At 68.7% G+C, this 13,083-nt stretch carries 12 protein-coding genes; 3 read left to right on the top strand and 9 right to left on the bottom strand.

Annotation, left to right across the window (positions count from 1 at the left end):
- Positions 1–70: 70 nt before the first annotated feature.
- Complete coding sequence (locus ACZ5TL_RS22015; RefSeq protein WP_468591778.1) at positions 71–1,237, bottom strand: HpcH/HpaI aldolase/citrate lyase family protein; 1,167 nt, start codon at positions 1,235–1,237, stop codon at positions 71–73.
- 230 nt (positions 1,238–1,467) lie between these two features.
- Here ACZ5TL_RS22015 and ACZ5TL_RS22010 point away from each other — a divergent pair, with 230 nt between their 5' ends.
- Positions 1,468–2,397, top strand: a complete 930-nt coding sequence (locus tag ACZ5TL_RS22010; protein ID WP_468591776.1) for a TerD family protein — start codon at positions 1,468–1,470, stop codon at positions 2,395–2,397.
- Positions 2,398–2,418: 21 nt separating this feature from the next.
- On the opposite strand, the gene ACZ5TL_RS22005 is transcribed toward ACZ5TL_RS22010, so the two are convergent.
- The 6 genes from ACZ5TL_RS22005 to ACZ5TL_RS21980 all read right to left on the bottom strand — a co-directional run bounded on the left by ACZ5TL_RS22005 (position 2,419) and on the right by ACZ5TL_RS21980 (position 6,975).
- Positions 2,419–3,153, bottom strand: coding sequence for a TerD family protein (locus tag ACZ5TL_RS22005; RefSeq protein ID WP_468591775.1), 735 nt, complete (start codon positions 3,151–3,153; stop codon positions 2,419–2,421).
- Positions 3,154–3,283: 130 nt separating this feature from the next.
- The gene (locus ACZ5TL_RS22000; RefSeq protein WP_468591774.1) at positions 3,284–4,429 is read right to left on the bottom strand and encodes a DUF475 domain-containing protein; all 1,146 of its coding nucleotides are present in this window, start codon (positions 4,427–4,429) and stop codon (positions 3,284–3,286) included.
- 126 nt (positions 4,430–4,555) lie between these two features.
- Complete coding sequence (locus tag ACZ5TL_RS21995) at positions 4,556–5,131, bottom strand: TerD family protein (protein ID WP_468591773.1); 576 nt, start codon at positions 5,129–5,131, stop codon at positions 4,556–4,558.
- A 120-nt stretch (positions 5,132–5,251) separates the two neighbouring features.
- The gene (locus ACZ5TL_RS21990) at positions 5,252–5,827 is read right to left on the bottom strand and encodes a TerD family protein (RefSeq protein ID WP_468591772.1); all 576 of its coding nucleotides are present in this window, start codon (positions 5,825–5,827) and stop codon (positions 5,252–5,254) included.
- A 146-nt stretch (positions 5,828–5,973) separates the two neighbouring features.
- Positions 5,974–6,432, bottom strand: a complete 459-nt coding sequence (locus ACZ5TL_RS21985) for a peroxiredoxin (RefSeq protein WP_468591771.1) — start codon at positions 6,430–6,432, stop codon at positions 5,974–5,976.
- 105 nt (positions 6,433–6,537) lie between these two features.
- A complete protein-coding gene (locus tag ACZ5TL_RS21980; protein WP_468591769.1) occupies positions 6,538–6,975 on the bottom strand; it encodes a DUF3052 domain-containing protein in 438 nt (145 codons plus the stop codon).
- Positions 6,976–7,393: 418 nt separating this feature from the next.
- Here ACZ5TL_RS21980 and aceE point away from each other — a divergent pair, with 418 nt between their 5' ends.
- Both aceE and ACZ5TL_RS21970 read left to right on the top strand, forming a co-directional pair.
- Positions 7,394–10,141 carry a pyruvate dehydrogenase (acetyl-transferring), homodimeric type gene (aceE, locus tag ACZ5TL_RS21975; protein WP_468591768.1) on the top strand — a complete coding sequence of 916 codons (2,748 nt, stop codon included), beginning with the start codon at positions 7,394–7,396 and terminating at the stop codon, positions 10,139–10,141.
- A gap of 76 nt (positions 10,142–10,217) precedes the next feature.
- Complete coding sequence (locus tag ACZ5TL_RS21970; RefSeq protein WP_468591767.1) at positions 10,218–10,964, top strand: potassium channel family protein; 747 nt, start codon at positions 10,218–10,220, stop codon at positions 10,962–10,964.
- A 63-nt stretch (positions 10,965–11,027) separates the two neighbouring features.
- Here the strand turns inward: ACZ5TL_RS21970 and ACZ5TL_RS21965 are convergent, their stop codons facing one another.
- Both ACZ5TL_RS21965 and ACZ5TL_RS21960 read right to left on the bottom strand, forming a co-directional pair.
- Complete coding sequence (locus tag ACZ5TL_RS21965) at positions 11,028–11,336, bottom strand: small hydrophobic protein (RefSeq protein WP_468591766.1); 309 nt, start codon at positions 11,334–11,336, stop codon at positions 11,028–11,030.
- Between the two features lie 259 nt (positions 11,337–11,595).
- A complete protein-coding gene (locus ACZ5TL_RS21960) occupies positions 11,596–13,083 on the bottom strand; it encodes an MFS transporter (protein ID WP_468591861.1) in 1,488 nt (495 codons plus the stop codon).

The raw sequence follows: 13,083 nt of genomic DNA, 5'->3' as shown, positions 1-13,083 counted from the left end.
GTCGAGTCCACCGATGTACCCCAAGGGTCCCCGGCCCCCTGTGCTTCCGAGCCCTTCACACTCCGTGCCGTCAGTCCCGCAGCCCCGCCGCCAGCAGTTCCACAAAGCCGATGTCCTCGCCCGCCACGCCGAAAACCTCGGCGCGCAGCAGGGTCCGCTCGGCCCAGGCCCGGTGCGGCTTCACCTCGTTCATCTTGTTCGTGTAGGCCGACCTCAGCACGCCCCCGCCGCCGCGCTCGGGGCGCAGGATGTCCTGGGCGTCCGTGTACTCCTCGTGGCTGACGACCGACAGGGCGTGCACCGGAAGCACGTGGGAGGGGTGGATGCAGGTCTTGCCCAGCAGGCCGTTGGCGTGGTCCAGGGAGATCTCCCTCAGCAGGCCGTCCATGGCGTGCTCAATCAGCTTCTCGCGCAGTTCCGCCGCCTGCACCTCCAGGAAGGGGCTCTGCCGCAGCAGCGGCTTGAACATGCGCTCCTGGACGCGGAAGTACTCCCACACCGGCCCGGTCACGGTGAAGCCGGTCCCGTCGGCGCGGCCCAGCATGTTCACCACGTCGGCGATCACGGACGCCACGATCTGCACGTCGTAGGCCGTCATGTCGGGGCCTCTGCGCAGTCCGTAGGAGGAGCAGAAGTCCGTCACGCCGAGGCGCAGGGCGAGGACGCGGTCGCGGTACTTGTCGATCGCCCGGGAGATGCCCTCCAGGGTCTCCACGCGCGACTCCCGGTAGAGCAGCTCGGGCGACTCCAGCACGGGCATGGCGAAAAGGCGATGGCCGCTTTCGGCCTCGGCGGTCGCCAGCGCCTCGAGGAAGGGGATGCCGCGGTTTTCGGTGAACTTGGGCAGGACGAATCCGGACAGCAGCCGGACGGCGGGGCCGAGGCGTCGCACCAGGTCGGGAATCTGCTCGGGGACGCGGACGCGGACGAACAGCAGCGGCGGATCCGCGTCCGGGAGGCCGGCGAGGGCGGTGAGCTGGCGGACGAGGTTCTCCTCGCCCGGGCCGACGTCCGCGTCGTCGATCGAGTCCTCCAGGCACAGCACCATCGAGACGACGCCGCGCCCCGCCTGCTTGAGGATGTCGTCGGTGAGGCGGGGCCGGGTGGCCGGACTGTAGAGCGTGGCGCCCAGAGCCGCCGAGAGCAGCCGGCCCGGTGAGTCCGGGCCGAACGTGCACGGCTCGCGATGGAAGAGACGCTTCCGCACCTCAGGGGCGATATGCCCGAAATGACGCATGGAACTCCCCCGTGGTGGTGGTGCGGCCTGCGAATCGACGAAAGCTGGCCGGTAATAGTACGTAAAAGTCCATGTCGCAGGTTCCCGTCAGGCATGAATATCAGGTAACGCGGGCAAGCACAGCCGGGCCCGGCCATGACGACGGTAGTCCGCGACGGCCGTCGGCGCCGCTCGTGGCGCCGCGGCCCCCCGCGTTGTCGTGAGCAGGACCGAGAAGGCAGGATGACCGCATGACGCACGCGATGCTGAAGGGGTCGAACGTCCCGCTGGAAGCCACCACGGTACGCGCCGTGCTGCGCTGGACACCCGGGCAGGGGGTTCCGGATGTCGACGCCTCCGCGCTGCTCCTCGGCCCCGACGGTCGTGTGCGCTCCGACGAGGACTTCGTCTTCTACAATCAGCCCCGGCACCCTTCCGGGACGGTGTGGCGGCTCGGCAAGAAGCGGGTCGCCGAGGGCCTGACCGACACGGTCCAGACAGACCTCACCGGAGTCGAGCCGGAAGTCGGCCGGATTCTGGTGGTGGCATCGGCGGACGGCGTCACGTTCGACCGCGTACAGTCGCTGCGCATTCTGCTGTACGACGCGGTGGACCCGGGCGCGGAGGCGCTGGCGTACTTCGACGTGAAGCCGGAGACGGGCGAGGAGACCGCACTGATCTGCGGCGAGCTGTACCGGCGCGGGGAGGGCTGGAAGTTCCGGGCCCTGGGCGAGGGCTACTCGAACGGGCTGAAGGGCCTGGCCACCGACTTCGGCATCTCGGTGGACGAGTCGGAGGCGGCGGCGGAGGAAGCGGCGAAGGAGGAGCCGACCACGTCGGTCCCCACCCCGCCCACCACGACCGCACCCGCGCAGCCCACGACCGCCGGTCCCGCCCGGCAGGCCTCCCCCGAGGCATCCCCTCCGCTGCCCCCGGAGCAGCCGGCCGGGGTGCCGTCGCAGCCCGGCTACGGGTATCCGGTCCAGCAGCCCCCGCCGACGCAGCCGGCGTACGGCTACCCGCACCCCACGAGCCGGCCCGCGTACGGCTACCCCCAGGCCCCGGCCGCGGCGGGCGCCCCGGCCGCGCAGTCCGGCTACGCCTACCCGCCGCCGGCCGGCCCGGCCCTCGACCCGGACTTCCGTCTGCCGCCGCAGGGGCCGCAGTTCATCGGCCGCTGAGACGCCGCGGCCGCGACGGTCTCAGCGGTCGACCTTCGTCTTGTAGCCCCTCCCCCACTGCAGCCCCCAGCCGTACAGGCGGTCCAGTTCGGCCTGGAAGCCGTAGACGAACTTCACCTCGCGGCGGACCACGATCTCGTTCTTGACCTTCTCGATCATGACGACGGCGCAGGAGCGGGCCTGCGGCTGGCGTTCGTCGAGGTGGATCTCGATGCGCGGTCCGCTGCTCGGGTAGAGGGTGACGATCGCCTGGGTGCGGTCGAAGGCGGGCGTCTGGTCGTAGATGTAGACGAAGATCAGCAGCCGCTTGATGTCGTCACGGTGGTCGAGGTTGATGTACATCGTCTCGCCGGACCCGGAGCCGAAGCGGTCATCGCCGCTGAGCTTGACGTAGGGCGGGGCGTTGACGTCGCCGAAGTAGCCGCCGAGGGGCTGGACGACGCCCTTGGTGCCGTCCTGGAGTTCGTAGAGACAGCCCAGGTCGAGGTCGACGTTGACCATGCTCTGGCTGTGGCCCATGACCTCGGGCGGTTTGAGGGCCCGGAAGGGGTGCCGCAGCAGGCTCTCGCGCTGGGAGCCGCCGATGTCGGACGTGCGCATCCGCCAGCTCAGGTTGACGCGTAGATGGCCGTTGGCCGCGTCCTGTTTGGTGAGTGATATCTGCGCGCGCCGCTTGGTCAGTTCGATCGCGTTGGTAGTCCCGTTGCCCGAGTCGAACTGCGCTTCGCCCCGCCGGAGTCCGTCGAACAGGCCCATTCCGCCCCCACGTTCACTTGGAGACCGCGGGTCATCGCCGTACCCGCGGCCCTTGACGACCGACGGGGCGGCCGCCGAGGAGTCGCCTCGGTGGCCGCCCCGCACAGAGCGTTCCTCACCCGGAGGGGTGTCACACCCCGGACGAGACCTGAGTCTTCTCGTCCGAGCCGCTCTCTCCCCCGACCGTCGCGATGGCCTTGTTGCGGCGCACGGAGGACCAGAAGGAGGCGGCGATCAGGACGACGCCGATGAGGCCGGTGATGATCTCGTTGATCTCGTACTGGATGGTGACGAGCAGGATCATGGCGAGGGCACCGATCGCGTAGTGCGCGCCGTGCTCCAGGTAGACGTAGTCGTCGAGGGTGCCCTGGCGGACCAGGTAGACCGTCAGCGACCGGACGTACATGGCGCCGACGCCGAGGCCGAGGGCCATCAGGACGATGTCGTTGGTGATGGCGAAGGCACCGATCACGCCGTCGAAGGAGAAGGACGCGTCCAGGACCTCCAGGTAGAGGAACATGAAGAACGCGGCCTTGCCGGCCAGCGCGATCGCCGACTTGGGCCTGCCCTCGCGCTCGGCCTTCTCCTCGGCCTCGTGTTCGCGCTCCTCCCCCTCTTCGAGCTTGCCCTCGAAGTAGCCGGAGAGTCCGCCGACGAGCATGTAGGTGATCAGGCCGGCGATACCGGACAGCAGGACGGTCTCCGCCTTGTCGGCATGGGTGCCGCCGTGCTGGTGGGCGTGGGCTCCGAAGGTGATGGCGGAGACCAGCAGGATGATCAGGGCGATGCAGACCGACAGCATGTCGACCTTGCCGAGCTTGGCCAGCGGGCGCTCCAGCCAGCCGAGCCACTTGATGTCCCGGTCCTCGAAGATGAAGTCGAGGAAGATCATCAGCAGGAACATGCCACCGAAGGCGGCGATCGACGGGTGGGCGTCGGTCACCAGCTCCTGGTAGCGGTCCCTGTCCGTGAGCGCGAGGTCGACGGCCTCGATCGGGCCCAGCTGGGCGCTGACCGCGACGATCACGACGGGGAAGACCAGCCGCATACCGAAGACGGCGATCAGGATGCCGATGGTGAGGAAGATCTTCTGCCAGAAGGCATTCATCTTCTTCAGGATTCCGGCGTTGACCACCGCGTTGTCGAAGGACAGCGAGATCTCGAGGATGGACAGGATCGCAACGATGCCGAACGCGGTCCACCCTCCGTAGAAGATCGCTGCGACCAGGCCGAGCGCGGTGACCGCGAACGACCACCCGAAGGTTTTCAGAACCACTGGCTACCCAATCGTGTGTGTACGGGGCTCCCCCGCGCCGTACCCGGCTTTACGAAACTTTTGAAGCCGCAGTCTAGTCGGGGCCCCTCCTCACCCCACGGGGCCCAGGATTTTGCTCATATCGCGTTATGAAACGTTGACTCCGAAGTCCATGGCGATGCCATGCAGCCCCGACGCGTACCCCTGCCCGACGGCCCTGAACTTCCACTCGCCCTGGTGGCGATAGACCTCGCCGAAGATCATCGCGGTCTCCGTGGAGGCGTCCTCACTGAGGTCGTAGCGGGCGAGTTCCTGGCCGTCGGCCTGGTTCACGACGCGGATGAACGCGTTGCTGACCTGGCCGAAGGCCTGGCCGCGCTCGTCGGCCAGGTGGATGGAGACGGGGAACACGATCTTGTCGCACTGCGGCGGCACCTTGGAGAGGTCGATCAGGAGCGACTCGTCGTCGCCGTCACCCTCGCCGGTGAGGTTGTCACCTGTGTGCTCGACCGAACCGTCCGGGCTCTTGAGCTGGTTGTAGAAGACGAACCACTCGTCCCCGAGCACGCGCCCGCCGGCGCACATCAGGGCGCTGGCGTCGAGGTCGAAGGGCGCTCCGGTGGTGGAGCGCGCGTCCCAGCCGAGCCCGATCATCACCTGCGTGAGGTTCGGTGCGGCCTTGGACAGGGAGACATTGCCCCCTTTGGCAAGCGTGACGCCCATCTGATGTCCCTCCCCGGGTCGTTGTACTGAGGTGCTCTTGCACGTCCGGCGCCGCACGTAAACCGTGCGGCGCCGGACGGGAAGACCTGGGGGCCCTGTCGTCGGGGCCCGTCAGGTGGCTCAGACGTTCACGCCGAAGTCCTGCGCGATGCCGCGCAGGCCCGAGGCGTAGCCCTGGCCGATGGCGCGGAACTTCCACTCCGCGCCGTGCCGGTAGAGCTCACCGAAGACCATGGCGGTCTCGGTGGAGGCGTCCTCGCTGAGGTCGTACCGGGCGATCTCCGCGCCGCCGGCCTGGTTCACCACGCGGATGAACGCGTTGCGCACCTGGCCGAAGGACTGCTGGCGGGTCTCGGCGTCGTAGATCGAGACCGGGAAGACGATCTTTTCCACGTCGGCCGGGACGGTGGTGAGATTGACCTTGATCTGCTCGTCGTCACCCTCGCCCTCACCGGTGAGGTTGTCACCGGTGTGCTCGACGGAGCCGTCCGGGGTCTTGAGGTTGTTGAAGAAGATGAAGTGCTGGTCGTTGCCGACCTTGCCGGAGTTGTTCAGCAGCAGCGCGCTGGCGTCCAGGTCGAAGTCGGTGCCGGTCGTGGTGCGGATGTCCCACCCCAGACCGATGATGACCGCGGTCAGACCGGGCGCCTCCTTGCTCAGCGATACGTTGCCGCCCTTGCTGAGGCTGACTCCCACGAGTCCTCCATTGGTGTCCAGGGGCGGATGCCCCGTTGTGCTCGGATGTCGGATCAACGAGTCGATCCTAGTGACGGGTTCCCGCCCCTCGCAGGCCCTGAAGCCGACATTTCAGCGGGTGTCGAGCGCATGACGCCCGACCGGCGTCACAGGGAGTCGAGCGCCTTCACGTAGTCGTTCAGGTCGCGCGCGTCCGGCAGGCCGTTGACGACGGTCCACCGCACGACGCCCTCCTTGTCGATGACGAAGGTGCCGCGCACGGCGCAGCCCTTGTCCTCGTCGAAGACGCCGTAGGCCCGCGAGACGTTGCCGTGCGGCCAGAAGTCGGACAGCAGCGGGTACTCCAGGCCCTCCTGCTCGGCGAAGACGCGCAGGGTGTGGATGGAGTCGTTGGAGACGGCGAGCAGCTGGGTGTCGCGGTCGGAGAACTGCGGGAGGTGGTCGCGCAGCTCGCACAGCTCGCCGGTGCACACGCCGGTGAAGGCGAAGGGGTAGAAGAGCAGGACGACGTTCTTGGAACCACGGAAGTCGGACAGCTGCACCGTCGCGCCGTGGTTGTCCTTGAGCTCGAAGTCGGGGGCCTTCTCGCCGACCTGGATGGCCATCGCTGTGGGTGTCCCTTCCTGGGGTTTCTCGGACAGGACCACCCTACGCAGGCACCGGCGAAGGCCGGTGGGCGGGCCGACGGCGTCGGCCCGCCCCGCCTGCGGCTAACGCTTGGACTTGGCGGCCTTGGGCGTAGCCAGGCGGCTGCCGCTCCAGTCCTTGCCGACGCTGACGCTCTTGGACGCCGTCAGACCCGCCGTCGTGGCGGCTTCCGAGATCTCGCTCGGCTCCACATAGCCCGAACGGCCGGTCTTCGGCGTGAGGAGCAGGATCGCACCGCCCTCTTCGATGTACGTGGTGGCATCGACCAGCGCATCCGTCAGGTCGCCGTCGTCGTCACGGAACCACAGCACAACGGCGTCGGCCACGTCGTCGTAGTCCTCGTCCACCAGGTCGCCCTCGATGACTTCCTCGATGGTCTTGCGGAGCTCCTGGTCCACGTCGTCGTCGTAGCCGATCTCCTGGACCACCTGCCCGGGCTGGAACCCCAGCCTGGCGGCAGGGTTCGTCCGCTCCTCCGCGTGGTCCGCGGTCGCGCTCACGGGTTGCCTCCTGATCATGTTTTGGGAATAACTCAGCCACGCGCGTGCGCGAAGCATTGGCCGTAGTCCACACGGGCGGGACGGATCGCGCAAGTACCCGGCCGTTCAGACCGCCGAAACGGTGACGATCCTGGCGGTGTCACCGCAACTCCAGGCACACCATCATGACCCCAGGTGACGCACACCACACCTTTCTGCCCCGTTTGGGCGTTTGGGAATCGTCTGTGGGTACGAGACTCGAAGGTATTCGCCCCCTACGTCACGGAGCCGATCCCACGCACGGGTTACCGCTCGGTAGAGATGACGTTTCACGGCACCTGGGTGGACCATGGGGATCGGCGCAGCCCCCAGCGACGACGCCCAGCGACGACAGCGAAACAGCGGCCCTCGCACGGCCCTCTGACAGGTAAGGAACAGCGTGGCTTCCGCATCCGATCGCAACCCGATCATCATTGGCGGCCTTCCGAGTCAGGTTCCTGACTTCGATCCCGAAGAGACCCAGGAGTGGCTCGACTCCCTCGACGCCGCCGTCGACGAGCGCGGCCGGGAGCGCGCCCGCTACCTGATGCTGCGGCTGATCGAGCGGGCCCGCGAGAAGCGCGTGGCCGTGCCGGAGATGCGCAGCACGGACTACGTCAACACCATCCCCACCAAGAGCGAGCCGTTCTTCCCCGGGAACGAGGACATCGAGCGCAAGATCCTCAACGCCACCCGCTGGAACGCGGCGGTCATGGTCTCCCGGGCCCAGCGCCCCGGCATCGGCGTCGGCGGCCACATCGCCACGTTCGCGTCCTCCGCCTCCCTCTACGACGTCGGCTTCAACCACTTCTTCCGCGGCAAGGACGAGGGCGACGGCGGCGACCAGGTCTTCTTCCAGGGGCACGCCTCGCCGGGCATCTACGCCCGCGCGTTCCTGCTGGACCGGCTGAGCGAGCAGCACCTGGACGGGTTCCGCCAGGAGAAGTCGAAGGCGCCGTACGGGCTGTCGTCGTACCCGCACCCGCGCCTGATGCCGGACTTCTGGGAGTTCCCGACGGTGTCGATGGGCCTCGGCCCGATCGGCGCCATCTACCAGGCGCGCATGAACCGCTACATGCACGCGCGCGGGATCGCGGACACCTCGAAGTCGCAGGTGTGGGCGTTCCTCGGCGACGGCGAGATGGACGAGCCGGAGTCGCTGGGCCAGTTGTCCATCGCCGCCCGCGAGGGCCTGGACAACCTCACGTTCGTCGTCAACTGCAACCTGCAGCGCCTCGACGGCCCGGTGCGCGGCAACGGAAAGATCATCCAGGAGCTGGAGTCGATCTTCCGCGGCGCCGGCTGGAACGTGATCAAGCTGGTCTGGGACCGCACCTGGGACCCGCTGCTCGCCCAGGACCGCGACGGTGTGCTGGTCAACAAGATGAACACCACGCCGGACGGACAGTTCCAGACGTACGCGACGGAGACCGGCGCGTACATCCGCGACCACTTCTTCGGCGACGACCACCGGCTGCGCGCGATGGTCGAGGGCATGACCGACGACCAGATCCTGCACTTGGGGCGCGGCGGTCACGACCACCGGAAGATCTTCGCGGCGTACAAGGCGGCCGCGGAGCACAAGGGCCAGCCGACGGTGATCCTCGCCAAGACGATCAAGGGCTGGACGCTGGGCCCGAACTTCGAGGGCCGCAACGCCACGCACCAGATGAAGAAGCTCACGGTCGACGACCTCAAGCGCTTCCGCGACCGTCTGCACCTGCCTATCCCGGACAAGGAGCTGGAGTCCGGCGCCCCGCCGTACTACCACCCGGGCCGGGACTCGGAGGAGATCCAGTACATGCACGACCGCCGCAAGGGTCTCGGCGGTTACGTCCCCACACGCGTGGTCCGCTCCAAGCCGCTGGCGCTGCCCGAGGAGAAGACGTACGCGACCGTGAAGAAGGGGTCGGGCCAGCAGTCCATCGCGACGACGATGGCCTTCGTGCGGCTCCTGAAGGACCTCATGCGGGACAAGGAGATCGGCAAGCGGTTCGTACTGATCGCGCCGGACGAGTACCGCACGTTCGGGATGGACTCCTTCTTCCCGAGCGCGAAGATCTACAACCCGCTCGGGCAGCAGTACGAGTCGGTCGACCGCGACCTGCTGCTCGCCTACAAGGAGTCGCCGAACGGCCAGATGCTCCACGACGGCATCTCGGAGGCCGGCTGTACGGCGTCCCTGATCGCGGCCGGGTCGGCGTACGCGACGCACGGCGAGCCGCTCATCCCGGTCTACGTCTTCTACTCGATGTTCGGTTTCCAGCGCACCGGCGACCAGTTCTGGCAGATGGCGGACCAGCTGGCCCGCGGCTTCGTCCTGGGCGCGACCGCCGGGCGTACGACCCTGACCGGTGAGGGTCTCCAGCACGCGGACGGCCACTCGCAGCTGCTGGCCTCCACGAACCCGGGCTGCGTGGCGTACGACCCGGCGTTCGGCTTCGAGATCGCGCACATCGTGAAGGACGGCCTGCGCCGGATGTACGGAGGCTCCGAGGAGCACCCGCACGGCGAGGACGTCTTCTACTACCTGACCGTCTACAACGAGCCCATCCAGCACCCGGCCGAGCCCGAGAACGTGGACGTCGACGGCATCCTCAAGGGCCTCTACCGCTTCAGCGAGGGCACGGCCGGCACGATCCCGGCGCAGATCATGGCGTCGGGTGTCGCGGTGCCGTGGGCGGTCGAGGCGCAGAAGATCCTCGCGGAGGACTGGAACGTCAAGGCCGACGTCTGGTCGGCGACCTCCTGGAACGAGCTGCGGCGCGAGGCTGTGGACTGCGAGGAGCACAACCTGCTGCGCCCCGAGGAGGAGCAGCGGGTGCCGTACGTGACGCGGAAGCTGGCCGACGCGCAGGGACCGGTCGTGGCCGTGTCCGACTGGATGCGGTCGGTTCCGGACCAGATCGCGCGCTGGGTGCCGCAGACGTACCAGTCGCTCGGCGCCGACGGCTTCGGCTTCGCCGACACCCGGGGCGCCGCCCGCCGCTTCTTCCACATCGACGCGCAGTCGATCGTGGTGGGAGTGCTGACCGAACTGGCCCGTGCGGGCAAGGTCGACCGCTCCGTGCTCAAGCAGGCCATCGACCGGTACCAGCTGCTCGACGTGTCGGCGGCGGACCCGGGAGCCGCGGGGGGCGACGCGTAAGACGCCGGGATCGCACACCATTCCTTGGGGCGGCACCCTCACCGGTGCCGCCCCCGCGTTTCCTACCATGCTCCCCATGACGCTCCCGATGACAGAACCGTCCGCCCTGTCCCGTTGGGAGCGGCGTACCCAAGGCCCCCTGCTGGCTCTGGCCGTGCTCTTCGCGGTCGCCTACGCCTTCCCGATCGTGGCTCCCGACGCCCGGGAGGGGCTGCTCACCGCGTGCCACGTCACCAACTGGGCGGTGTGGGCCGCCTTCGCCGTCGACTACCTGGTCCGGCTGCTGCTGGCCGAGGACCGGATGCGGTTCGTGCGCGGAAACCCGCTGGCGCTGCTGGCCGTGGTGCTGCCGCTGGCGCAGCCGCTGCGGCTGCTGAAACTGGTGTCGATGCTGTTCCTCGCCGGGCAGCGGACGCGGACGGCGTCGCAGGTACGGGTCACCACGTATGTGGCGGGGTCGTGTCTGGGACTGCTCGTCTTCGGCGCGCTGGCCGTCCTGGAAGTGGAACGGGACAGTCCCGGGGCCTCCATCCGGACGCTCGGGGACGCGGTCTGGTGGGCGTTCACCACGATGACCACCGTGGGGTACGGGGACATGGCACCGACCACGGGGCTCGGGCGGATCCTCGCTGTCGGGCTGATGCTGTCCGGGATCGCGCTGCTGGGTGTGGTGACGGCGAACATCGCGGCCTGGTTCATCGCGCGGTTCGAGAAGGAGGACGTGGAGGGGCGCCGGCAGACGGAGGCGATACAGGAGCTGACGGAGGAGGTCCGGGCGCTGCGGGGGGAGCTGGCGACGCTGAAGGGAACGCCCGTCGAGTAACGCGGCGCACAGAGGCGGACCCCCGGCGCAGCCGCCGGAGGCCCTTCCCTCACTGCGTCCGGGTCAGAACACGCCCATGCCCGGTGTGGCCGCTCCGGACAGCCAGATGATGGCCAGGAGCGTGTCGATGGCGCCCAGCACGAGGGCGACCACGGCCGTGGTGGGGCGGGAGCCCGACCACGTGCGCCCCATGGCGAGCCAGCCGCAGACGATCGCGGCGGGGCCGAGGATGATCCCCAGCACGAAGAAGCCGGCGACCGCGCAGATGACTCCGATGATTCCGAGCGTCGCGCGATCCGTCCCGGTCCGTGACCACGTCCGGCCACGTGAGCGGGGGTGCCTGCGCGTACCGTGTCCGAAGCTCGCCATCATCAACTCCCGTAAACCCTCGGTCGGTTGGGTTCGGTTCGGGTACGACATGGCGAGTACCCCGGATACGGTCTTCCATCCCGCTGCCTGCGCGCTGCCCCCCTCCAGCAGCGCGCCGCAGCGTCCGCCCTCCATGCCCTGCGGAGGACGTGACCCACTGTGACCTGCGATGCGTGCCGGAGGGGAGAGTTCGACGGCTGTGTTCACCCTGATAGGCGAACGCCCCCGGGGACTACCCTCCGGGGGCGTTGCCGAAAAGCCGTCAGATGTGGGCGGCGCCCGCTCCCCCGCCCGCGTTCTGCCCGCGCTTCGTCAGGAACGCCACCAGCACCGCCACCACGGCGACGCCCGCGGCGACGAGCGAGGCCGCGCTCATGCCCGAGATGAACGTGTCGTGCGCGACGCCCGTGATCTTCGCGGCGATCGCGTCCGGCGTGCCCGGGGCCAGCGGCGGGACGCCGACCTGCACCGCCTCGGACGCCTGGTGCTCCTGCTCCGGCGTGAGCGGCGGGAGCCCGGCCTTCTCCCAGTTGCCCGCGAGGTCGCTGTCCACCTTGGAGGCCATCACGGCGCCCAGCACGGCCGTGCCGAGGCTGCCGCCGATCTGCATGGCGGCCTGCTGGAGACCACCGGCGACTCCGGACAGCTCCATCGGCGCGTTGCCGACGATGACCTCCGTGGCGCCGACCATGACCGGCGCCAGACCGAGGCCCAGCAGGGCGAACCAGAGCGACATCAGACCGCTGCCCGTGTCGGTCTGCAGCGTGGACATGCCGTACATGGCGGTCGCGGTGAGCGTCATGCCGCCCGCGAGCGGGATCCGCGGGCCGACCTTGGTGATCATCGCGCCGGCGAGCGGCGAGCCGACGATCATCATGCCGGTGAGCGGGAGCAGGTGCAGACCGGCGTCGATCGGGCTCATGCCGTGCACGTTCTGCAGGTAGAACGTCACGAAGAACAGCCCGCCCATGAAGGCGATGGCCATCAGGATCATCAGCACGACACCCGCGGACAGCGGGACGGAACGGAACAGCCCCAGCGGGATCAGCGGCTCCCTGACCTTCGTCTCCCAGAAGGCGAACAGCGCGAAGCCCACGACCGACGCGACTATGAAGGCCCACGTCCTGCCGTCGCCCCAGCCCCACTCCGGAGCCTTGATCAGGGCCCAGACCAGGCAGAACATCGCGGCGGAGAGCAGGGCGATGCCCAGCAGGTCGAAGGAGCGCGGGGCGTTCTCGGCACGGTGGTCGAGGAGGATCAGCACGCCGAGGACGACCGCGAGGACACCGACCGGCACGTTGATGAAGAACACCGACTGCCAGTTGACGTGCTCGACGAGCACGCCGCCGAGGATCGGGCCGCCGGCGGTGGACGCGCCGATGACCATGCCCCAGATGCCGATCGCCATGTTCAGCTTCTCGGCCGGGAAGGTGGCCCGTAGCAGGCCGAGCGCGGCCGGCATCAGCAGCGCGCCGAACAGGCCCTGCAGCACGCGGAAGGTGACGACCAGCGGGATGCTGTCGGACAGGCCGATGGCGCCCGAGGCGGCGGCGAAGCCGACGACGCCGATGAGGAAGGTCTGGCGGTGGCCGAAGCGGTCGCCGAGCTTGCCGGCGGTGATCAGGGAGACCGCGAGGGCGAGGAAGTACCCGTTGGTGATCCACTGCACCTCGGCGAAGGTGGCGCCGAGGTCCTTCTGGATCGCCGGGTTGGCTATGGCCACGATGGTGCCGTCGAGGGCCACCATCAT

It is taken from the genome of Streptomyces sp. NPDC033136, assembly GCF_055578235.1.
Note: the sequence above shows the minus strand (reverse complement) of the source record. Positions and strands in the feature narration are given on the sequence as shown.

Excerpts from the sequence above, each read along its gene's own strand:
- ACZ5TL_RS21965 (WP_468591766.1), bottom strand. The coding sequence starts at position 11,336 with ATGATGGCGAGCTTCGGACACGGTACGCGCAGGCACCCCCGCTCACGT.
- ACZ5TL_RS22005 (WP_468591775.1), bottom strand. The coding sequence starts at position 3,153 with ATGGGCCTGTTCGACGGACTCCGGCGGGGCGAAGCGCAGTTCGACTCG.
- ACZ5TL_RS21995 (WP_468591773.1), bottom strand. The coding sequence starts at position 5,131 with ATGGGCGTCACGCTTGCCAAAGGGGGCAATGTCTCCCTGTCCAAGGCC.
- ACZ5TL_RS21970 (WP_468591767.1), top strand. The coding sequence starts at position 10,218 with ATGACGCTCCCGATGACAGAACCGTCCGCCCTGTCCCGTTGGGAGCGG.
- ACZ5TL_RS22015 (WP_468591778.1), bottom strand. The coding sequence starts at position 1,237 with ATGCGTCATTTCGGGCATATCGCCCCTGAGGTGCGGAAGCGTCTCTTC.
- ACZ5TL_RS22010 (WP_468591776.1), top strand. The coding sequence starts at position 1,468 with ATGACGCACGCGATGCTGAAGGGGTCGAACGTCCCGCTGGAAGCCACC.
- ACZ5TL_RS21960 (WP_468591861.1), bottom strand. The coding sequence starts at position 13,083 with ATGATGGTGGCCCTCGACGGCACCATCGTGGCCATAGCCAACCCGGCG.
- ACZ5TL_RS21985 (WP_468591771.1), bottom strand. The coding sequence starts at position 6,432 with ATGGCCATCCAGGTCGGCGAGAAGGCCCCCGACTTCGAGCTCAAGGAC.